This is a genomic window from Enterococcus sp. AZ170 (genome assembly GCF_050545135.1).
In the GTDB taxonomy this organism is placed as follows: domain Bacteria; phylum Bacillota; class Bacilli; order Lactobacillales; family Enterococcaceae; genus Enterococcus_L; species Enterococcus_L ureilyticus.
On the sequence record NZ_CP172947.1, the window covers coordinates 3,110,532 to 3,130,614 of the forward strand.

Here is a 20,083-nt window from a genome sequence, read left to right on the forward strand (position 1 = left end):
AGTATGAGACTTTTTGAATAGTAATCAAGTTACTTGCGATATACCCCATCTTTTATTCGCTAACAAGTCAGCAACTTTTTGTTAATAAGTAAAAAATACCCCAATTTATGATACGGTTCTGCGTATCGGAAGTGAATGATATTTTCTTAAATCTAAATTGATTTAAAACCTCCAAATAATATTAAATTATTTGACAATGATAAGCATCTATAATATTTTCCTTTCCGCCTAACGCCTCAACAATGTCTTGGGCTAACTTTTCATATTTTTTACTCATGGCTTTCTCCCTTCAATGTAACAAGCACCTATTTTGAATTAACCGATTATCCAACTCTTGTTTCTAATCGAACTTTATCATTTATTGATAGCGTTACCAATAGTTTCAAAACATCTCGAAATATATTCCGAAAAAAAGAGAAAAAAGTTAAAATTATTGAAATCTATTTCATATTCCTTTGAATTTTTAAATAAAATGATTGACTTAAAGCTCGCTTTAAGATTTATAATGAGCTTGAGGAGGTGTAAAAATGAAAAAACAGTTATATCTCATGCGTCATGGAGAAACTCTTTTTAATGTACTGGGAAAAGTCCAAGGTGCATGTGACTCTCCATTAACAAACAAAGGAAAAAAACAAGCACAACAAGCGGCAACTTTTTTTCAAGAGAATCAAATTGACTTCGATCATTATTACTCATCAACCCAAGAGCGTGCTTGCGATACATTGGAAATCATTACAAACAGCAATCACTTTTATCAACGAAAAAAAGGGTTGAAAGAAATGAATTTTGAACGATTTGAGGGAGAAAGTTCGGAGCTACAGCCAAAAGGTCCCCACAATTTTGAAACTTTCTATGAACAATTTGGAGGCGAAAAAGCTTTTGACGTTCAAAATAGAATGCTTAAAACACTTCATTCGATTATGGATAAGGAAGATCATCAAAAGGTTTTGGCAATATCGCACAATGGTTCGTGTTTTTACTTTTTAAACTCTATTTGGAAGCATTCTGATAGAAAAATTCCTATTCATTTTCCAAACTGTGCCATTTTTATTTACACTTATGAAAAATATCATTTTGAACTCATTAATATCATTGACCCAACAAGTAAAAAAAGTATTCTTTAGTCTGGTCATGAAAATAGTTAAAAAGCACTTGGCCGAAAATCTCCAAGTGCTTTTTTATGTTTAAAATTTTTCAGAAAACTCTTTAAAGGTAGCTTGTCTTTTAGACTCTAATAATTTCGAATTTGTAATTTTATTCCTTTTATTGACTTCATAATCAAGTGAAAATACTTTTGCGAATAAAGCATCCAGAATCAATAGAATGGATTCCTGTGTCGCAAAATTGGCTATCTTGGAATATAATTTTTCTTTACTAGAAATATTAAGTACAACATCTGAGTAATCCCTCAAATAGTTTTCACCGCCGCTTGTAATACTAATGATTGGTACAGAATTTTTCATTAATAATTTTATATTACTAGTTGGGTTGTACTGAAAATTACTTCCTGAATAAGAAATCATAATTGCACAATCTTTATTATTCAATGTTTGTGTGATAATACCACTTTCACCGGAATTGGCCATGATTGCTTTCTTTTGAATAGATAATAAGTTTCTTTTGATGAGTTCACCGTAATAATAATTCGGACTAGTTCCATAAATCACAACACTATTTGCACAATGAATAAGTTCGGCAGCTTTATTAAGATCTTCTGCTGCTATCAAAGAAACTGTATCTTTGTTACTCTGAATTTTTAATGTAGCAATACTTTCAATGATTTCTAACGTATCGTGTTGCGCTGAAAATGGAAAATTAAAATCAATATCTAAATACGCATTCTCGTCGTGATAGGCTACTTCATGAGTAAAAGCATACATGAACTCTTTCCAACCAGAATAGCCAAAATATTTCGCAAATCGAACTAAGGTTGGCTCAGACGTAAAGGTTTTCTTGGCAATCTCTTCCATTGAGTAAGATTTTAATTGGTCACGATTTTCAAGAATAAATTCGCCAATCACTCGTCTGGCATCATTTTGTTTAAAAACTGCTTCCTCAATTCTTTGAAAAAGATACATTTTTATTTCCCTCCAGTTTAAACTAACCTAGTTCTTTTTCTGTACTTATTGCTTCCTCATACTGTTTGATTTTAACATCGTAATTCTCGATTTTCTTTTCTAATTTCGCTACAGTTCCATTAATCAACGCTTGCTTCTCTAAAAGTTTTTGATATTCCTCCACCAAAATCTCTTTTCTTTGCACTAATGTTTGTTCCCCAATTTGATATAACTCTGAATATTTTGAAAGAGAATGAATAGACAACCCCGAATCCCTCATGCATTTAATGAATTCAACCCAAATTAAATCTTCTTCTTGAAAATCTCTAGTTCCTGATTGATTACGTGTTATGGCCGGCATTAACCCTTGACTCTCATAGTAGCGAATCGTAGCAGGTGTCATATCATATTTTGCTGCAACTTCTGAAATATTCATAGTAATCAATTCCTCTTCTGTCATTTAAATAGTTGTTCATTCTATCTTACCAGTATTTTTCTTGATTTAAAGTACACTTTAAGGTGTATACTTTAAACAGAGGTTAAAATAGGAGGTTAGCAACATGGAAAAAAATACAGCAGGACGTGACCAACTCGGTGAGTTTGCACCAAAATTTGCTGAACTAAATGATGATATTTTATTTGGACAAGTTTGGTCAAGAGAAGATGAATTGAATCCACGTGATCGCTCAATGATTACGATTACAGCATTAATTTCTGGCGGTAATTTTGAACAGTTAGTGTTTCACATGGGAAAAGCAAAAGAAAATGGCGTTACGCAAGAAGAAATGGCAGAAATCATTACTCATCTTGCCTTTTATATTGGATGGCCTAAAGCTTGGTCAGCTTTTACTATTGCTAAAAATGTTTATGAAAAATAATTATCTTGAAAAGGAGAAAATAATGAACGAACAACCGCAAGCGACACCACCAAAAACAATTCCGTTTGGCGCAGAAGCCTTTCAAGAAAGTCATCATACTGAAATCCGATGGCTAGGAAATTCAGGTATATTTTTAAATAGCAGAGGCTATTGCATGATGGTCGATCCAGTTTTAGAGGGATTTGATTTGCCTTTGTTAATTGAAATGCCAATAAAAACAGAGCAAGTACCACATTTAGATAGTATTCTTATCACCCATTCTGACAATGATCATTTTAGTATAGCAACTCTGAAAAAATTGCTACCGCTAACAAACACTCTCCATGCACCTAAATATGTAGCAGAATTAGTCAAAGAAAAAATGATGTTTGAAGCATTTGGTCATGAAATACAGGCTTCTTTTGAGGAGGGACCTTTAAAAATAACTTTAACCCCTGCTGATCATTTATGGCAGAACGAAAGTAAAAAATATGATCGTGTCTTTAAACTAGAGGACTTTTGTGGGTTTTGGATTGAAACACCTGATGGAACCTTATGGATTCCTGGAGATTCCAAGCTATTACCATCCCATTTAGAAATGCCAGAACCCGATGCGATTCTCTTTGATTTCTCTGATAATGAATGGCATATTGGCTTAGATAATGCGATTAAACTTGCAAATACTTATCCAAATGCTGCTTTACTTTTATCTCATTGGGGAACAGTTGATGCTCCTCATATGAATGTTTTCAATGGAAATCCAGATGATCTGCTTCATAGAGTAAATAATCCTGAAAGAATCCAGATAATAGCTGCTGGAGATCGTTTTATTTTAGGAAAATAAAAAAAATGTGATTGGGTCATAACTCTACGAATTACAACTCAATCACTTAGAATCCAAATAAACAGTGGACGCAGAAGCAACCACTACGCTTCGCTTCGATCACATCAAATTCTAAATGCTAAAGCACTAAGATTTGAAGGCTTCGGAAATAAGCTGAAATTGCTGTAAAACACAGCAAGGAATGAGTTGATGTTGCACAGTACCAACGTGGTTCTCGGGGTTAAACACTTCTATCCCATCCTCATTTTTAAACGTGTCCTACTACTTTGTGAGGGATATAAGGTTCTTCTAAATAAAGAACATCATCTGGGCTTAATTTAAAATCTACGGCACCCACCGCTGTTTCAATATGATTCATTTTAGTTGCCCCAATGACGGGTGCAACTACTGGATTTTTTTGTAGTAACCATCCTAAGGCAATATTCACTTTATTTGTCTCATATTTGGCAGCCAATTCAGCAACACGCTCTATAATTATCTGATCTTTAGCAGCTGTTTCATCATATTTAGCTTTTTGTGCATCATCAGTGGTACTTCGTTTGGTTGCTTCTGTAGCACTTCTAATTAATCGCCCTGATGCCATTGGACTATAGGGTGTAAGCGCAATTTTCTCAGAAAGACAATAGGGAATCATTTCGCGTTCTTCTTCACGATAAATCAAATTCAAATGGTTTTGCATAGAGACAAATTTTGCCCAACCATTTTTTTCTGCTACATGATTTGCCTTTTGAAATTGATAAGCGTACATCGCAGAAGCTCCAATATATCTTGCCTTTCCAGCTTTGATAACATCATTTAATGCTTCCATTGTTTCTTCAATAGGCGTAAATGGATCCCAACGATGGATGATATACAAATCGACATACTCTGTTTGCAAACGTTTCAAACTCTGATCTATTTGAGACATAATGGCTTTTCTTGATAATCCTTGACCATTTGGGCCATCAAACATTTTTTGGTGAACTTTTGTTGCTAGCACAATTTCATCTCGATTTGCGTAGTCCTTCAGCGCTTTACCTAAAATTTCTTCACTTCTACCTAAAGAATAAACATTTGCAGTATCAAAAAAGTTGATGCCCAGTTCTAGCGCTCTTTGAATCAGCGGTCTACTTTCTTCCTCTTCAAGTACCCATTTATGAATCCAGTTTTTAGGGTCTCCAAAGCTCATTGCACCTAAACAGATTCTTGAAACGTCTAGTCCCGTATTCCCTAATTTTGCATACTCCATCTTTATCATCCTCTCAATTTTATACTCGTTCTATATTTTATTATACAACTTAAAGTACACTTTAACACAAGGTTTATATGAACTTAGTGTAAAGAAAGTTAAACTAAAGGATATGTGAACAACTATGAACTAAAGCAATGCGAACTCGTTTTAACTTTCGTTACGCACCTCTATCCTCTTCATAAACTGTTGTCCCGAATTTTACAGATATTTTTTCAATTTTTTTAAACACCATTAACTCTAAATTGCCCCACTTAAACTAACTTCCTTTTGAAGGTTATTATTTTCCAAAAGATACATTCGTTTCGTCTGGAGCAATAAAGACCTATTCTCCGTCTTTATAAGCTCCCTTAACTCCTGATGCTGGCTTGTTAACCATCTTGGTACGCGCTCTTCATAAATTTTTGGTAAATTGAGCTGCTTTCTCTATATACTGCTCAATAGAAGCTGCTCCAACTTATATTCCATGCACCTGAAATGATATTCCAAAAAAATCTGCTACACTTTTAAAAAGCTGACTTTGAACCTAAAATGTTCAAAATCAGCTTTATTTACTCATAAAACCAGTAGCTCAGCTGAACTTTTTAAATCAGTATGTTTTTTTAAACATAAATAACTCGGCTTTTCGATAATCATAACAAATTTTTGAAAATGCTAATAGCTTTCCTGAACTTAAAAATGTGTCATCTCTGACCACCAATGTTGGAGCACCTATAGGTAATTCAAAAAAACTTGCACCAGGCTCAGAAAGTGCCTCACTACTAATGACTTTGTCAATAAAGCCTATTTTTATGTTTTTATCCTGTTCAAAATAGTTAAAAACTGAATCATACAAATATTCTTCTGGAATTTCTTGAATAATTGACTGTAAAAAGTAAGATTTTTCGGCTAAGTATGGCTTATCATCCAGTGTCCTCAAGCGGTTAACCTCAATCAATTGAACATCCGGAGACAATGTACTATTTTTAGGTAAGAAATCTGCTGCTGTCACATTCACAATCCTACGACTAGCTTCTATAGTCTTGATCGTCCGCCCAGGTCGTGCCATTTCTTCCGTTATTCCAATGTTATTTTGTAAGTTCAGTACTTTTTCATGGCGTTCTGGACGTATAAAAGAACCAATACCTTGAGCTTGATAAATAACCCCCATATCACCAAGCTGCGCCAAAGCTTGTCGGAGCGTATAACGCGAAACACCATAATAAGTCATCAATTTTTGTTCACTTGGTAACTTTCTATTTTCATCTGCCAATTTACCCTCTTGTATTTCATCAATCATCTCTTTGACTAATGATTTAATATCAAATGAATTCTTGCTTTGCATCTTTAGACACTCCTTTTTTATTATGCCTAACGAATAGTAGCTTATTATTTATCTTATACCAACTTATTAAAGCAATACCTCTTACTTATATTCTTTCAGCAACTTCTTTGTTTACTTCGGTGCTATACATTTTCTACAGTAGCGTTTGCTTGTTCATCTTGGTACAATTTTCTATCATAAAATTTAATAAATGGAAACCAAATTATAAATGCCACGGCCGCACAGACGATCGCTAATACAAAAGCTCTCCAATCGCCACCTGAACCAATAAATCCTGACAAGCCAAGTGGTGTTGGCCACGCAACTTGAGCTATAGGTGGATTGACCATACCGAATTTTATTGCAAAATAGGCTACTGACATTGAACTCATTGGTGCTAAGAAAAACGGAATCGCTGTATATGGATTGTAGACAACTGGCATCCCAAATAAAATTGGCTCATTAATATTAAACAATGATGGTACAACCGCTGCTTTACCTAAAGCACCTAATTGAGCTGATTTGGCAAAAAACGTGATGAAGATAACCATTCCAAGAGTTGCCCCTGAACCGCCAATCGTTACAAAACTATTGTTAAATTCACCCGCAAAAGGAAGATTCGCTCCATTTTGATTTTGAACCATATTTGATAAAACAATCGGTGTTAAAAATGACGTAACGATTGTTGCACCATGAATTCCGACTATCCAAAGTGCATGCATCAAGAAATATATAACCAATAATCCAACCCAGGTATTGGTCAAATTTGTTACAAAACCAAATGGAATAGCAATCATTTTAAATATATCTGTTCCAAGAGCAACTAGGATGCCATTAATAATAATAACAGTCAATGCAACCATCACAGTTGGAATAAGAGCTGTAAAAGAATTTGAAACACCTGTTGGTACAGTTTCAGGCATTTTGATCACCCATTTACGCTTCACACATAAAGCATAAATTTTAACAGCAATGATCGACATAATAATTGCAGTAAAAATTCCTGTTGTCCCTAGTCGTGTCACACCACCTGACATTTCCCAACCATCAATAATTTTTTTATCATCAGTCACAACATTCACCAATGTAGCAACGCCACCATCAAAAATCAATTCCGGTAAACACATGAAGTAAGCCATCATAGATAACAATGCCCCATTCATAGGATTTAGATTGAGTTTTTCTTCTTGTGCTTGAATTTTTGTATACTCGTAGCCGAAAACGATACAAAAATAAAGTGCCAAAATCCCCATAGTTGCCATATTAGCAAGCATATACAAGCTCTCAACTCGCTCAAACGAAACTTCCCATATTCCTTTTAACACCGGAAAGCTCTGCGGTAAAACAGCAATAATCAGAAACATTGATCCTACGATTGTAAATGGAATCGAGGCCATCCCAGCAGCCATAACGCCACGAACAATTCTAAACTGTGAGATTTTCCCCATAGGTCCCATTAAATAGTTATTCAAAAATTTAAATAGTTTGTTTTCTGAATCCATGTTTATCACCTTTCTTTTTTTACATTATTTTCAAAAATTTCCATATGTCTTAAATAAGCATCTTTATTCTGTTCAATTTGCCAAACACGCCATTCGACAACAATACCAACTAGACACCCCACAACAAGACTTGCAAGTAACAATCCGCGTCCTTCATTATTGATAAACGGAAAGAGTAACTGTTGCTGCCCTGTTAGGATTATTATAATTCCTAACAAATTACTAAATATCTGTACAGCATATCCCGTTTTAGTAATGAATAAATGATTAGACGGATGCCAATATTTAATAGTCTGTTCAATTATGATAGCGATATCAATTACAATTAGCAACAAAGGGAGAATAATCCAGATACTCAAAGCTGAAAAAAACAATATACTCCAATATAAATTGATAAAGAAAAACATTGCAGTAATGTAGCGAAATAGTAGAAAGCGATTGAAAGAGATGCTTTTTAGCTTAGATTGTTTAGTTAATTCTGTTTCAGCTGATATATTTTTCATTTCCTTTCCTTCCTTTTACGTTTAATGAAGTCCTCACGCCTCCTCTAATAATAAAGCATTTTTGTATCATTACTTCTTTTAGAGTTACTAGCAACCTTACTTGTTCGAACAAGTAAAGAGTAACACATTATCGCAAATATGTAAACGCATTCTTTTTGAAAAAATTTGAATACAGAATGCTATTTTAAAAAATAGAAATGACAATTTTAGATGATTAGGATGAATAATACTTAGTTAGAAATTAAAATTAGTAAGTAATCCTACGTCCTTTCTTTTTTGAGCAATCAGATACTAACAATCCCGTTGAAATGTTCATTCACTCCCTTCATGATGTAACGATTTTCTTTGTTATCAAACATTTTATTTCCCTCCTTGAAACACAAAAATAGACCAATCACCATTTAAGATGATTGATCTTCGTAGATATAATATATAGTTGTTTTTGATAAAATACAATTAGTCACTTGAGTAAATATTTTTGGTTAAGAAAACATGTTGACGTAAAAAACTTCCTCATAATATCATCGAAAAACAGCTAAGTAAATCTTGTAGACCCCTGCGTTCTTCAAAATGATTATTAGTTTCTTAGGTAAAATTTTCTTGAATACTCCCTATAATGTATGATGTTTGGTTCAACACATATGCCATACCGTATGACAGAATTTTGGTTACTTGAAAAAAACAACTCTTCTATAGAACTTATCTAATGATTCAAATAGATATTACTTCACATATTTTTCATCATATTTGGAATAATCAGGTTGTTTCTCTCTGTTCATTGCATAGCGTAAATAAGGTTCTTTAGTATTAGGAATAATCATAATAGCAATGGTATCATCTTTTTTTCTGGGAAAATAATATGCACTCTCCCTACTCTCTCTATTTCCATTTCAAAATATTTTTCCCCTCAGTCGTACCTGAAGTGATTTGATTGACTTCTAGCTTCACATCATTTACGGTCATTGTCGTATCCGTGATTATCATTTCTGAAATTTCACCAGAGTCATTTTGTACGTGCCCAGTTCCTTTAATGCTCTCAGAATTTTTACATGAAACGAGTAAGAAAAAAGTGATTACGTTTAATACTATCACGTAAAACATTTGTTTATTATTCATCATTTTCTTCCTCTTCTACTTTTCTCCCTCTGTTTCTTGTTTTACTTCTTCATACCATGACATAAAGATGTCAGAACTATGAAGGTCATCAGTATTAGAATACATAGGATCATACTGGTATTTAGCTTTCAAACTATTTTCATGCACATCATAATACAATTTGAATTGTGTCGGTACTGGTTGTTCATATTTCTTGCAAACTTCTTCTATTTTTTGTAAGTCTTCAGTCCCTATTCGCAGAACAGCCCATTTTCTATCGGAAGATATATCATATTCTTTTTCCCCTTCAATTATTGCAGAATTGACTTTATTCATGGTTACAATTCGACCATGGATTTGAAAGAATAAATTAAAGGAATACCCCCCATTTTCAATAGAACCATATAAGTAAATTTTTTCTGCTCGATCTTCAATAAATTCTTTAGCGATATCAACCATATCTGCTTGCCATTCCATAAATTCATCTTCAAATGTTTTTGTCATTACATTACTCCTATGCCCAATTTACGTTTTCTTCTTGATAATATTTCCGATATTTTATTATGTTAATTATAGTATTTCTGTTTTAGATGTTCTACCTTCTTGATATCAGTCCCGTACACCATTGTTCTGTAAAACATTCTTCCATCATTGGAATATGGTAGCTCTTCCTGATCAAATTTAATGTTCATTTTATTCAGTTCTTTAGCTAATACTTCTGAGGTATTCTTGTTCTCTGTAGCAGAAATACAATGGGTTCTAGCCCAATTACTTTTCTCTAATTTTGCAGCTAAGTAGCCAACTAGTTCTTTCTCAGTATTAAACTTTTTTTCTGGATATACCTGACCTCTTTCAGAATAAAATAGTTCAAGTTGTGAACCAACTCTTCTTACTCCATATCCTTCTGGATTTGTATTTTCACTCAGATGAATTCCAAACTGATTAAACCCACCATCATCTAACCATTGAAAAAACTCTTTTATTGTTACTGGATAATCTGTACTCAACCATACCACACTCCTTTACATCTATAGTAACAAAAAATTGAACGATTTTAACCTTCTAAATTAAATAAAAAATAGCAACTACCCATAATCTCAAGATAATTGCTGTAATTATTTTATTCAGTTTTGATGCCATATGATTTTATTAATCGATTTCTTTTGGTGCTTGTTCGTTCACTCCCTTCGTGATGTAACGACTCTTTTTTGTTTTAAACATTTGCTCACTCCTTTAGATATAAAAATAGACCAACCACTGATTAAGATGATTGATCTTCATGAATATAATATATAGTTGTTTTTGAGATGAATACGCTAGTTTAACCTCATCATATTAATAAGTAAATCAGCCCTAGAAAGTATCAACTGCTGTTATGCTAAGAAGAAAACACGTATCTATAATCCATCTTTATCTAGACTATTTTTAATTTCACAAATCTAGCTCACCAATCGTAAAATTGATAAAATGCTTTAGTTATCTGAATCGACAGGTTAAATAACTAGCTAAGTGTTTTCTACAGATACATATACTTTTCCAGAATAGTTTGATACATTTTCTATTTTTATAGTGTAATTCTTATTGTTAGTGACATCAAACGTTTTTTCCCCTTTAAACTCAATTACAAAGTGATTATTGTCGAAACTCACACCATCGTTTTTGTTTATGGGAGCTTTTTTTTCAACAACCTCACCGTTAACAGTAACAAATTCTGTTTTTTGTTTCGTTACTGTATCATAAAATATATCTGTTGTTAAATCATGCCAGAGTTCTTTATCGTATTCTGTACTAAACTTTAACTTAATACCATCTTTATTCTCAATTCTAAGTACGGAATCGTAATCCACTTGCTTTACTTTCGGTTCAACTTTTAGCACTATCTCTTGTCCTGGATTGAGTGTTTTATAGCCCAATCCTGCGAATATTTTGGTGTAGTTTATAAAAACTAAAAAACTAAAAAGTAAAGCTACTATCGCAAATACTATGAGTAAGTATGTATATAGCCTCTTTCTATAGGGGTACATTAATTACTCCCCTTTCGGTTTTTATAATCTTTTATCCCATCTTCAATGTATTGTGCATCGTTTGGATTGTCTCCAAAATTACCTTTTTTCATGTTTTCTAACCATTTAGCTATATCTTTATCAGACCAAGCTTGTGCGGCACCTGCCCTTAATTTCAGTACAGGATCATCAAACCCTTGTCCAATATAGCCACAAGTTCCCGCAATTGATCAGAGACAAACTTCTCTGCATAGATATAATATAAAGTGGTTTTTGTGTTGGATACACTAATTCACCTTCATCGTATTAATAGGTGAATCTGTCCTAGCAAGTGTCTACTGCTTTTATTAGGGAAGAACAAGCACCTACGCTCTCTCTATCTAGACCATTTTAACTTCACAAAGATACTCCACCAATTCTAAAACTACTATGCTGTTTGGATCAATTGGGATTATGTTTACTATAAGGTTGAATAATGGCTCAAGTATTCTCTACAAATATCTCGATTTTTCCTGAATGCTTTGATACATTTTCTATTTTTATAGTGTAATTCTTATTGTTAGTGACATCAAACGTTTTTTCCCCTTTGAATTCCATTATAAAATTGTTATCATCAAAACTAACACCATCAGTTTTATCTACTGGTGAATTTTTTTTTATCATTTCATTATCAACGATTACCCTTGTTGTTTTCAGTTTAGTAACAGTATTATAAAAAGTATCTGTTGATAAGTCGTGCCAGAGTTCTCCATCACTCCCTGTACTAAACTTCAGCTTAAGACCATCTTTATTTATAATTCTGAGTGTTGAATTGTAATCTACTTGTTCAACTTTTGGTTTAACCTCTACTGTTATTTCCTGTTTAGGATTGAGCGTTTTATATCCCAACCCTGCAAATATTTTAGTATAGTTTATAAAAACTAAGAAACTAAAAAGTACGACTACCATCGCAAATACTATGAATACATATTTATACAGTCTCTTTCGATAGAGGTACATTAATTAATCCCCTTTTGATTTTTATAGTCTTTTATCCCATCTTCAATATATTGTGCATCATTCGGATTATCTCCAAAATTACCTGCTTTCATGTTTTTTAGCCATTTAGCTATATCTTTATCAGACCAAGCTTGTGCGGCACCAGCACTTAATTTCAGTACAGAACCATCAAACATTAAAAAGCCTTGACCAAAATAGCCAAAAAGATAATTACCTAGATAATCTCCTGACATGTCACCTGTCCAGTTTCGTGACCATATAGAAAAATCATAATCTTCACTATAAGCTCTTGTTTTCAAGTCAAGTGGTGCTCCTGTATCAACAATACTTGCAAAATAAAGATAATCTAACGGTGACATACCATCTTTTGTCCCGTTTGCTTTTAGTATATCGTTTCCCATGTCCCTAACTACAGCTTTGATATCAACTCCTGATTGTATAAGATAGTTTGATAATCGTTGTTCAATATCATCAATAATATCTTTCATTTTCGGGTCTTTAGAGAACCATTCATCCCCATATTTTTTTCTAGTATTATTGTATTCATTCAGTGCAACTTTATTCAATTCATACAAATAATCTTCATATGCTTTAACTATTTTTGCTGTTTTAACAGCATCTGAATCAGAACTATTTAGAATAGCTTCAATTTGTTTATCTAGATAAATTGGACTTCGTTTCCAACGTTCATTGATTGGTTTCGCCCAGCTCATATCCAATTTCTTGAGGTCAAATGTCCCTGTAGAGGCATTCCATGCCTTACAATCCTTAACTTGCGCAATACCATTGTTCAATTCTTGTTGAGAAGAAGTGTATTCACTAAAGAAGCTTGTTGACTGAGCACTGTATGTCCGTAATTTCTCCAGTTTTTCTTTTCGCTTTTGCATGGCCTCATAAGCGTTCATCGAACGTCTTTCTAAATCTGGTCGAGGTCTTTTCGCATCCCGAATCAAGTCGTCAATCGTGTGTAATAATTCTTGATATTGATCAATCTATGCTTGAATTTTGTCCTCATCTATATCCTCTCCACCTACAGTAGCCTGATATTCACTTACAAATTTCTTATGTGCACTGGTAAAAGCTTCCGCAGTCATGATAATGGACTGACAAATAGGCGTATACGCCACCATAAAATAATTTTAGCCGAATCATAGGCTTTACTGGATAAAGGCGCAGATAAAAACTGTTGGAAGCTTTGTTGTAAGGAAGACACAGCTTGTTGTGCTTGGCTACTAACTTGTGTTGCTTGTGAACTTCTAGCTTGTGCTTCAGATACGATAAATTTAAGTCCCATTCGAAGGCTCCCTTCCTTCCGATTTCAAGAAATTTCGTTGCTCCGAACGGACAAAATCTTCTTTCTCTAACAAGTTTTTACGGTCTTGTGCTAACTGTTCTTGTTCCTCTTCAAATTCTTGTAATGCTTGTCGTGATAAGTGAAAACTATCATCCTGTCGTTCCTCGAAAAAAGCTCTCTCTTCTGATTCTACTTCATTTAGAGATTCCTGATAGATTCGTTGTTCTTGTTGTTGTAACGCATAGAATCGTTCTTGTAGTTGTTCAATAAACTGTTGGTCTTTCTTATTGTCTAGTTGTGCTTCTTGAAGTTCTTCCAGTTGATTTCGAAACTGGTAGTTTTGATCGTCAAAACGTTGTTGCGAAGTTAACGTCATTACCGTATCCCTCCAATTGAAAGAGTAGGTAACTGCGCAATTTTTTGGTCAATGCGTTCAAACTCTTTCGCAACAGAATTTATATTGTCCCCTGCTTTTACAATACTGTTAGACACACCTTTTAGGCTAGATTGAAAGGTTGAAAAACTTTCAATCGCAGTGCTGTTACCAGCCACGTTGATTTGTCCAGAGCTGACAGAAACAGATATTCTATTTAATGCACTAGCTGATTGACTAAATGAGGCTGAAACCCCACTGGCAATACTAGAATTACTATTAATCGACATGCTTCACTCTCCTTTTTTTAACAAGTCATTAACTTTGTGTCTATTTAATTTTACCAAAGAGCATATCTATTTTCTATACTTTTTGTTAATAAGTAAAAAATATCCCTACTTATGATACGGTTCTGCGTATCGGAAGGGGATGATATTTTCTTAAATCTAAATTGATTTAAAACCTCCAAATAATACGCAATTATTTGGAGGTTTTTATTTGAGTGAAAACTTTGAGTTTTGGGATGAAAAACTAGAAAAAGAATATAATAGGGCAAGTCTAGTTATTGATGAAGCGTTCAATTCAACTACTTCATTTTCGGATATCGGTTTAATTGTTTTAGGAAATCAGTTTTCAGGAAAAAGTGAATTTATCGCTCATGTTATTGAGACTCAGATTTTTATAGATAAAAAAAGAATGAAAACAATTGGCGAGATAATAAAAATTAGTTACGAAGGATTTCTAAAAGTTGAAGTACTGAAAAACGATGAGAAATCTAGAATACAAAAAGTGTCTGAATTTATTGAACCAAGTATTTCAATACCTTTAGGTCTAACTGGAATAAGTATTGATATAGGTTTGGAAAAAATAGTTTCAAAGATTATTGGTAGCAATAAAAAGATTAACATTATCTGGATTGAAAATATCAATAATCACTCGCCGATTTCATTAGAGCAAATTTCAAAAATCGTTAAGGAAAATGAAAATCAAAATAACATTTATTTAATAAGTTCAAGAGTTTTAGACATTTACAATAGAGTACTCCATTTAATTCCAAACTTAAGAAAAATCACTATACCAAATATAAGTATAGAGTGGTTTGAAAAAACAGTTTCAAATCCAATCAATAATCAAGCTTTTCCAAATAACTTATATCGTAAACTTAAAGAGGTAAATAATGTACGTGAACTAATCCAAATGAGTGAAGGATCTTATGGATTTTTGAAATTATTAACTGAGAATCAATATTCCTTTAGAGCTTCCAAATTAGAAAAACAGAACATAATTCCTCTTCTCTTTTTTAATCAATTAGATGATGATGATATTCAAGATGAGATGAAATTGAAACTTCTTTTGCAAAGTTTTCTCTATTCAGACGATGGTTTATACATTACTTGGTTAGAAACGTTATTCCCTGACTTTTCTTTTGACTATTTCCAATATATCGAAAATTGGGAAGATAGAGGATTAATCAATAAGTTAGAAAATCAAAAAAATTACCAAATTAATCCTATTTTTTTGAAATATAGAGAAGAATACTTTGAAAATTTTGAAAATAAAAGTTTAAGTAGAAATTTATCAAAAAAAATTGATTTTTTTTTAAAGCAAGACTCGCCTGAAAAATACAATTTAAGATGTATAAATGCAAATAATTTTGATAAAGATTTATCTGCTGAATATATTTTTATTTATTCACTAAGAGAACCAATTATACAAGAAATTGACCTAGTTAAAGATAACATTTTAACTAACTACAACTTAAATTTATTAAACCTATTAAAAACACCTACAAAGAACTTAAATGATGAAAAAAGAGATGAACTTTTGACTCAACTCAGTAATTCTAAAACTGACTATCTCCCATTATTAGTATATGCTGAATATGCTTATTTTCGTTTACAAATTCTTTTAGGTTATAGCTATGGTGAAAGAAATAGAGTAAGAAACAAAACAGAATTACAAATTCATCGTCTAATACGAACTTTTGATGACTTAATTGAACAGGAAGAAGATGATATGGCTATAAAAATTGGTTTAATATTGTCATCACAAATTATTAATTATTTATCCAAGCAAGAGCATGCAGAAGCTAAAAGAATATACAAGTGCGTTACAGAGAAAATATATAAGAGAAAGAAAATAAATTATCCATACTATAAGCGTTATGATATAATAGGAAAATTTATTTCTACTAGTATCATTAATTATAAACAAGCAAGTTATAACTTACGTAGTGTTTTAGAAAGTCTGAATACTAAAAACTACAATTATAAGGAATTGATGCCAATAGTATTTTGTAATTTATTAGGTATAACTCTTTTTTTAGATTATCAATCAATTGAAGAGTTACTAAAATTTTATGTAGCGCATCAAGAATTGCTCTCATATTCTAAAACAAAAGACTATAAAATTTTGAATAATATAGTCTTGGCTAAAGCTTGTTTAAATGATGAAAAGATGAGTCAAAAAAATAATGATTATTTATTAGAATTTAAAAAAATTAAGGATAAAGATGTATCAGCCATTAATTACGCAGGACTTCTTTTTTATTCAGAGCAATATGGAAAAGCTAGATCTGTTTTAAAGAATATTATGGATAGGGAAAAATATGATGATTTTTATCAATTCTATTGTAAATACAATTTATGCTTAATTGATTTGATAGTAGATTTAAATAAAAATCGTTTATCTATTTTAAATAATTTAGAATATCTTGAAACGCCTTCTCTTTTTTACGGGAAGCCACTTGAAAGTATACTGCAGAAAAGAGTTGGCGTATTAAAAAAAATAGTTAAACAAATTGATACTAATCTTAAAACACCTAAAGATTTGGATATTATTTTTTTGAAATATACAACTAATAAAATACCTTTATTTAAATTTTGTTGGAATTTTAGTGATTACCAACATTGGAGTTAAAGGCGCTAAATACTAAAGCTAATAGCGTTTGATGCGTGAAACCTCTTTTTTTTAATAAAAAATTAGGAGAAGAATGGTGTGTGACATATGGTGTTGTGGATATATCAAAGCAATATATGTTTCCGCCACTTTCTACTCGAAAGTCAACTCTACAGTAGTCTTTTAATTCCAATAAATTTGCTATATCTATAGCTGTTTGATAAATATATTTTAGACTATTATAGTTTATACAATTTATAGCAAAGTCTGAAAAATCAAAAAAATCGTATTGAGAACTGTGTTCAAACATTTCTTCTGGTAGTGTTTTACCATAAAGAAATTTTGAATTTTTGACAGAGATTCCTGCTAGCCCAAGAGCCTTAAATTCGCCATTTATTTGAAATAGAGGAACTTCTATCTCGTAACCGTCGATAAATTTTTGGACAATTAAATCTTTTGAAATAGGGTTGTTTTGAATATACTCTGTTAATTCAGGGTGTGATTTACTTGTTGTTTCTGAGAGTATTCCTCTACTAGCCGAACCATTACTCTTTTTTAACAAGAAACGATCTGTTTCTGAAAAAATTTCATTTAAAAAGTTCTCAATGTTAAAAGTAGGAATAAATGCTAGACTTTCAGATTTTAGAAGTTTTTGAAAATGAAACTTATTTCTAGCTAAGTTCATTGCATAAACACTCGAACCAATATAAGGGATGGTTTCGAAATCGCATAAGCTTGTTATAAGTGATTTTTGATTGTTGTTTGACCCCTGCCTTGATAAGTTCCAAACAACTAATCTATTTAAATCTATCTTTTTCTCCATAATATCTTTAATAAAGTCTAATTCGTTGGGATAAGGTAGGATGTTGATTCCATTTAAAATAAGTGAATCAAATATTTCTCCAATCTCTTCATTAGAAAAAAAATCAGTTGATTCATGTGTTTTATTTATTTTTCGTGTAAAACCAATTGCATTATATATAATTGCTAAATTTGTATTAGCCATGGCTTCCATAGAATCATCGATAAGCGTTCTGATCTCATCATCTGTAAATATCATAAAAAAACCTCCAAATAATTGCGTATTATTAGTAGTTTTATTATATCATATATGTTGTAAAAAAATATAAACTTTTATTAAGGAGAAAATATGGAACGCTATATCAATAGTTTTATTATTTATAAAAAAATGCAAAATCTTTCGACTAAAACAATTCATGCATATACAACTGATTTAAATCAACTTACAAATCACTATGATCCAACTAATGGTACTATTGATGATTGTTTTGTTAATTATACTGATTTTTTAATTCAAACAAACAACTATAAGTCCAACACTAAAAAAAGAAAATTGATTACAATAAAAATGTTTTGGAATTTTTTAACTAAAAAAGAGAATTTACAGCTCATGGCTTTACCTACTATAGCTATACGTAAAGAAAAAAGATTGCCAAAAACACTAAGTGTGCTCGAACTCCGTCGATTAACTAGTAGCGTTAATGACTATCAGCCATCATCTGGTAAAAAAGAACGTGATCACTTAAGAGATAAAGCAATCATCGAGATAATGATTAATTTAGGTCTTCGAATTAGCGAAATCAGTAATATCAATTTGAGCGACTATAATAATGGCGATTTAATTATTCATGGCAAAAATAACAAAGAGAGGATACTTTTTTTAACCACTGATATATCAAAACAAATAATCAATGATTATTTAGTTTGTCGCAAAGAGTATACCCCTTCCCCCACTGAAGATTCTTTCTTCTTAAATAAATATGGTAATCGCTTATCTATCTTTGGAATTTCAAATATCTACAAAAAATATAGATATTTATCTCAAATTAATTCTTTGTCTACTCCTCACTATTTACGTCACAGTTTTGCAACACAATTATTGAACAATGGTGCTAACTTAAGAGATATTCAAGAACTTTTAGGACATTCAAATATCTCTACAACGGAAATTTACACAAGTGTTTCTTCTACGCGGAAACAAAAAGTTCTTACTCTTTATGGTTTTAGAAACAATTCATAAAGAAATTAGGGTAATTGAAAATGGACAATTACCCTAATTTCTATTTATATGTTTATTTCACCTCTTTTTTCAACAAATACAGGTTTCATAGAATAAGGACTGCTATTTTACTCTATTATGATATTATTTACTTCGCTCAAATCGCCAACATTATATGGTATAAATATAACCTTATGAGCTTACCTCATAAGGCTTAATTACTTACTATCGGTTATATATCTTTCTGCTTTCATAGACAGATATTTCCCTCCACTACCAATTATCAGATGATCTTGTAAATTGATTTGAAATAATCGACAAGCTTTTTCTAACTTTGCAGTAAATTCGATATCCGCTAATGAAGCGGTCACATTACCTGAAGGATGATTATGCCCAACACAAATAGACACACTATTTGATAAGAGCGCCATCTTTAAGATATCTCTAGGAAAAGCGAGTGATTGATTGATGGTTCCTATATGAACAACTTGAATAGCCGTTGGTTCATTTTTTACGTTTAAGCCCGCTACCACCAAATGTTCTCGGTCTTTTGTTTCAATAAACAGAGCGAATAACTCATAGACAGCTTGAAGGCTAGTACAGGTTCTAGCTGCGTAAAAAGTGGAGGCTTCTTTCACCAGTTCAAGACTGACAATAGCTACACGCTTTCTCGGTTGGTTTGTTTTCATGTCTTTCTCCTTTTTGATTGTTGTAGTTGGTTCTTAGAAAAATGCCAGTTAATAGTCTTCTGGTAATAACATGGTTTGATGACTACGATCATCTATCACCCATATTTTTTTTATTTTGAAATCAGCTATCTTTTCCTTTATGGTGTAGGTATGATAATCGATGAAAAATGGTAGCTCTTGTCGATGAATCACTTCAATTGCTTGGCGTTGATTATCTGGATTGAATTCAAAGATTTGTAAGTAGTCTAATTCTGTTTCTGCTTCACTTCTTTTTTTGTCGATCAAATTCCAGCAATAGAGTTGGATTTCTCTTGGTACTTGTTCGTTCACTCCTCTCGTGACGTAACGATTTTCTTTGTTATCAAACATTCTATTCCCTCCTTAATAAATAAAAATAACCCAATCACCACTTAGATGA

The 20,083-nt window shown here is 32.1% G+C and carries 24 protein-coding genes; 5 read left to right on the forward strand and 19 right to left on the reverse strand.

Annotated features, from left to right (window positions below):
- Positions 1-181: 181 nt before the first annotated feature.
- Positions 182-277, reverse strand: coding sequence for a PTS transporter subunit EIIB (locus IGJ55_RS14865; protein WP_430606742.1), 96 nt, complete (start codon positions 275-277; stop codon positions 182-184).
- 250 nt (positions 278-527) lie between these two features.
- Here IGJ55_RS14865 and IGJ55_RS14870 point away from each other — a divergent pair, with 250 nt between their 5' ends.
- Positions 528-1,124 carry a histidine phosphatase family protein gene (locus IGJ55_RS14870; protein WP_430606743.1) on the forward strand — a complete coding sequence of 199 codons (597 nt, stop codon included), beginning with the start codon at positions 528-530 and terminating at the stop codon, positions 1,122-1,124.
- 60 nt (positions 1,125-1,184) lie between these two features.
- Here the strand turns inward: IGJ55_RS14870 and IGJ55_RS14875 are convergent, their stop codons facing one another.
- The gene (locus tag IGJ55_RS14875) at positions 1,185-2,078 is read right to left on the reverse strand and encodes a MurR/RpiR family transcriptional regulator (protein ID WP_430606744.1); all 894 of its coding nucleotides are present in this window, start codon (positions 2,076-2,078) and stop codon (positions 1,185-1,187) included.
- Between the two features lie 22 nt (positions 2,079-2,100).
- Complete coding sequence (locus IGJ55_RS14880; protein ID WP_430606745.1) at positions 2,101-2,493, reverse strand: MerR family transcriptional regulator; 393 nt, start codon at positions 2,491-2,493, stop codon at positions 2,101-2,103.
- Between the two features lie 124 nt (positions 2,494-2,617).
- Here IGJ55_RS14880 and IGJ55_RS14885 point away from each other — a divergent pair, with 124 nt between their 5' ends.
- Positions 2,618-2,935, forward strand: a complete 318-nt coding sequence (locus IGJ55_RS14885; RefSeq protein WP_430606746.1) for a carboxymuconolactone decarboxylase family protein — start codon at positions 2,618-2,620, stop codon at positions 2,933-2,935.
- Positions 2,936-2,957: 22 nt separating this feature from the next.
- On the forward strand, positions 2,958-3,758 hold the full coding sequence (locus tag IGJ55_RS14890; protein WP_430606747.1) for an MBL fold metallo-hydrolase: 801 nt from the start codon (positions 2,958-2,960) through the stop codon (positions 3,756-3,758).
- Positions 3,759-4,005: 247 nt separating this feature from the next.
- Here the strand turns inward: IGJ55_RS14890 and IGJ55_RS14895 are convergent, their stop codons facing one another.
- The 13 genes from IGJ55_RS14895 to IGJ55_RS14955 all read right to left on the reverse strand — a co-directional run bounded on the left by IGJ55_RS14895 (position 4,006) and on the right by IGJ55_RS14955 (position 14,348).
- Positions 4,006-4,986, reverse strand: a complete 981-nt coding sequence (locus tag IGJ55_RS14895; protein ID WP_069640240.1) for an aldo/keto reductase — start codon at positions 4,984-4,986, stop codon at positions 4,006-4,008.
- Between the two features lie 589 nt (positions 4,987-5,575).
- The gene (locus IGJ55_RS14900) at positions 5,576-6,310 is read right to left on the reverse strand and encodes a GntR family transcriptional regulator (RefSeq protein ID WP_430606748.1); all 735 of its coding nucleotides are present in this window, start codon (positions 6,308-6,310) and stop codon (positions 5,576-5,578) included.
- A gap of 122 nt (positions 6,311-6,432) precedes the next feature.
- Positions 6,433-7,791 (reverse strand): PTS cellobiose transporter subunit IIC, encoded by a 1,359-nt coding sequence (gene celB, locus IGJ55_RS14905; RefSeq protein ID WP_069640242.1) that lies wholly within the window; start codon positions 7,789-7,791, stop codon positions 6,433-6,435.
- Positions 7,792-7,796: 5 nt separating this feature from the next.
- On the reverse strand, positions 7,797-8,294 hold the full coding sequence (locus IGJ55_RS14910; RefSeq protein ID WP_207121605.1) for a hypothetical protein: 498 nt from the start codon (positions 8,292-8,294) through the stop codon (positions 7,797-7,799).
- Positions 8,295-9,173: 879 nt separating this feature from the next.
- Positions 9,174-9,413 carry a hypothetical protein gene (locus IGJ55_RS14915; RefSeq protein WP_207121607.1) on the reverse strand — a complete coding sequence of 80 codons (240 nt, stop codon included), beginning with the start codon at positions 9,411-9,413 and terminating at the stop codon, positions 9,174-9,176.
- Between the two features lie 12 nt (positions 9,414-9,425).
- Positions 9,426-9,893 (reverse strand): hypothetical protein, encoded by a 468-nt coding sequence (locus IGJ55_RS14920; protein WP_207121608.1) that lies wholly within the window; start codon positions 9,891-9,893, stop codon positions 9,426-9,428.
- A gap of 62 nt (positions 9,894-9,955) precedes the next feature.
- Positions 9,956-10,396, reverse strand: a complete 441-nt coding sequence (locus IGJ55_RS14925; protein WP_207121609.1) for a hypothetical protein — start codon at positions 10,394-10,396, stop codon at positions 9,956-9,958.
- A gap of 498 nt (positions 10,397-10,894) precedes the next feature.
- Positions 10,895-11,413: a hypothetical protein gene (locus tag IGJ55_RS14930; RefSeq protein WP_207121610.1), complete on the reverse strand. Its 519-nt coding sequence runs from the start codon at positions 11,411-11,413 to the stop codon at positions 10,895-10,897.
- Positions 11,414-11,872: 459 nt separating this feature from the next.
- Positions 11,873-12,391 carry a hypothetical protein gene (locus IGJ55_RS14935; RefSeq protein WP_430606749.1) on the reverse strand — a complete coding sequence of 173 codons (519 nt, stop codon included), beginning with the start codon at positions 12,389-12,391 and terminating at the stop codon, positions 11,873-11,875.
- The gene (locus IGJ55_RS14940; protein ID WP_207121612.1) at positions 12,391-13,296 is read right to left on the reverse strand and encodes a polymorphic toxin type 44 domain-containing protein; all 906 of its coding nucleotides are present in this window, start codon (positions 13,294-13,296) and stop codon (positions 12,391-12,393) included. Before IGJ55_RS14940 ends, IGJ55_RS14935 begins: the two co-directional genes overlap by 1 nt.
- Positions 13,297-13,481: 185 nt before the next feature.
- Positions 13,482-13,685, reverse strand: coding sequence for a hypothetical protein (locus tag IGJ55_RS14945; RefSeq protein ID WP_207121613.1), 204 nt, complete (start codon positions 13,683-13,685; stop codon positions 13,482-13,484).
- A complete protein-coding gene (locus IGJ55_RS14950; RefSeq protein ID WP_430606750.1) occupies positions 13,675-14,061 on the reverse strand; it encodes a hypothetical protein in 387 nt (128 codons plus the stop codon). Before IGJ55_RS14950 ends, IGJ55_RS14945 begins: the two co-directional genes overlap by 11 nt.
- The gene (locus tag IGJ55_RS14955; RefSeq protein WP_069640256.1) at positions 14,061-14,348 is read right to left on the reverse strand and encodes a TIGR04197 family type VII secretion effector; all 288 of its coding nucleotides are present in this window, start codon (positions 14,346-14,348) and stop codon (positions 14,061-14,063) included. The genes IGJ55_RS14950 and IGJ55_RS14955 overlap by 1 nt, the downstream gene beginning before the upstream one ends.
- A gap of 208 nt (positions 14,349-14,556) precedes the next feature.
- Between IGJ55_RS14955 and IGJ55_RS14960 the strand changes: the two genes are divergently transcribed.
- Entirely contained in the window at positions 14,557-16,977 is a 2,421-nt protein-coding gene (locus tag IGJ55_RS14960; RefSeq protein WP_430606751.1) for a hypothetical protein, read from the forward strand.
- Here IGJ55_RS14960 and IGJ55_RS14965 read toward each other — a convergent pair.
- On the reverse strand, positions 16,952-18,016 hold the full coding sequence (locus IGJ55_RS14965; RefSeq protein ID WP_430606752.1) for a hypothetical protein: 1,065 nt from the start codon (positions 18,014-18,016) through the stop codon (positions 16,952-16,954). The two genes, IGJ55_RS14960 and IGJ55_RS14965, sit on opposite strands and share 26 nt — an antisense overlap.
- A 90-nt stretch (positions 18,017-18,106) precedes the next feature.
- Here IGJ55_RS14965 and IGJ55_RS14970 point away from each other — a divergent pair, with 90 nt between their 5' ends.
- The gene (locus IGJ55_RS14970) at positions 18,107-18,997 is read left to right on the forward strand and encodes a tyrosine-type recombinase/integrase (RefSeq protein ID WP_430606753.1); all 891 of its coding nucleotides are present in this window, start codon (positions 18,107-18,109) and stop codon (positions 18,995-18,997) included.
- Between the two features lie 197 nt (positions 18,998-19,194).
- On the opposite strand, the gene IGJ55_RS14975 is transcribed toward IGJ55_RS14970, so the two are convergent.
- Complete coding sequence (locus tag IGJ55_RS14975) at positions 19,195-19,665, reverse strand: JAB domain-containing protein (RefSeq protein ID WP_430606755.1); 471 nt, start codon at positions 19,663-19,665, stop codon at positions 19,195-19,197.
- Between the two features lie 48 nt (positions 19,666-19,713).
- Positions 19,714-20,034: a DUF960 family protein gene (locus IGJ55_RS14980; protein WP_430606757.1), complete on the reverse strand. Its 321-nt coding sequence runs from the start codon at positions 20,032-20,034 to the stop codon at positions 19,714-19,716.
- Between the last annotated feature and the right edge of the window lie 49 nt (positions 20,035-20,083).

Bases quoted from the DNA above. Each gene is read 5' to 3' on its own strand.
- IGJ55_RS14980 (WP_430606757.1), bottom strand. From the start codon at position 20,034: ATGTTTGATAACAAAGAAAATCGTTACGTCACGAGAGGAGTGAACGAA.
- IGJ55_RS14880 (WP_430606745.1), bottom strand. From the start codon at position 2,493: ATGAATATTTCAGAAGTTGCAGCAAAATATGATATGACACCTGCTACG.
- IGJ55_RS14900 (WP_430606748.1), bottom strand. From the start codon at position 6,310: ATGCAAAGCAAGAATTCATTTGATATTAAATCATTAGTCAAAGAGATG.
- IGJ55_RS14930 (WP_207121610.1), bottom strand. From the start codon at position 11,413: ATGTACCCCTATAGAAAGAGGCTATATACATACTTACTCATAGTATTT.
- IGJ55_RS14895 (WP_069640240.1), bottom strand. From the start codon at position 4,986: ATGGAGTATGCAAAATTAGGGAATACGGGACTAGACGTTTCAAGAATC.
- IGJ55_RS14885 (WP_430606746.1), top strand. From the start codon at position 2,618: ATGGAAAAAAATACAGCAGGACGTGACCAACTCGGTGAGTTTGCACCA.
- IGJ55_RS14965 (WP_430606752.1), bottom strand. From the start codon at position 18,016: ATGATATTTACAGATGATGAGATCAGAACGCTTATCGATGATTCTATG.
- IGJ55_RS14870 (WP_430606743.1), top strand. From the start codon at position 528: ATGAAAAAACAGTTATATCTCATGCGTCATGGAGAAACTCTTTTTAAT.
- IGJ55_RS14920 (WP_207121608.1), bottom strand. From the start codon at position 9,893: ATGACAAAAACATTTGAAGATGAATTTATGGAATGGCAAGCAGATATG.
- IGJ55_RS14945 (WP_207121613.1), bottom strand. From the start codon at position 13,685: ATGGGACTTAAATTTATCGTATCTGAAGCACAAGCTAGAAGTTCACAA.
- IGJ55_RS14910 (WP_207121605.1), bottom strand. From the start codon at position 8,294: ATGAAAAATATATCAGCTGAAACAGAATTAACTAAACAATCTAAGCTA.
- IGJ55_RS14890 (WP_430606747.1), top strand. From the start codon at position 2,958: ATGAACGAACAACCGCAAGCGACACCACCAAAAACAATTCCGTTTGGC.
- IGJ55_RS14940 (WP_207121612.1), bottom strand. From the start codon at position 13,296: ATGAACGCTTATGAGGCCATGCAAAAGCGAAAAGAAAAACTGGAGAAA.
- IGJ55_RS14955 (WP_069640256.1), bottom strand. From the start codon at position 14,348: ATGTCGATTAATAGTAATTCTAGTATTGCCAGTGGGGTTTCAGCCTCA.
- IGJ55_RS14915 (WP_207121607.1), bottom strand. From the start codon at position 9,413: ATGATGAATAATAAACAAATGTTTTACGTGATAGTATTAAACGTAATC.
- IGJ55_RS14935 (WP_430606749.1), bottom strand. From the start codon at position 12,391: ATGTACCTCTATCGAAAGAGACTGTATAAATATGTATTCATAGTATTT.
- IGJ55_RS14970 (WP_430606753.1), top strand. From the start codon at position 18,107: ATGGAACGCTATATCAATAGTTTTATTATTTATAAAAAAATGCAAAAT.
- celB (WP_069640242.1), bottom strand. From the start codon at position 7,791: ATGGATTCAGAAAACAAACTATTTAAATTTTTGAATAACTATTTAATG.
- IGJ55_RS14875 (WP_430606744.1), bottom strand. From the start codon at position 2,078: ATGTATCTTTTTCAAAGAATTGAGGAAGCAGTTTTTAAACAAAATGAT.
- IGJ55_RS14950 (WP_430606750.1), bottom strand. From the start codon at position 14,061: ATGACGTTAACTTCGCAACAACGTTTTGACGATCAAAACTACCAGTTT.
- IGJ55_RS14865 (WP_430606742.1), bottom strand. From the start codon at position 277: ATGAGTAAAAAATATGAAAAGTTAGCCCAAGACATTGTTGAGGCGTTA.
- IGJ55_RS14975 (WP_430606755.1), bottom strand. From the start codon at position 19,665: ATGAAAACAAACCAACCGAGAAAGCGTGTAGCTATTGTCAGTCTTGAA.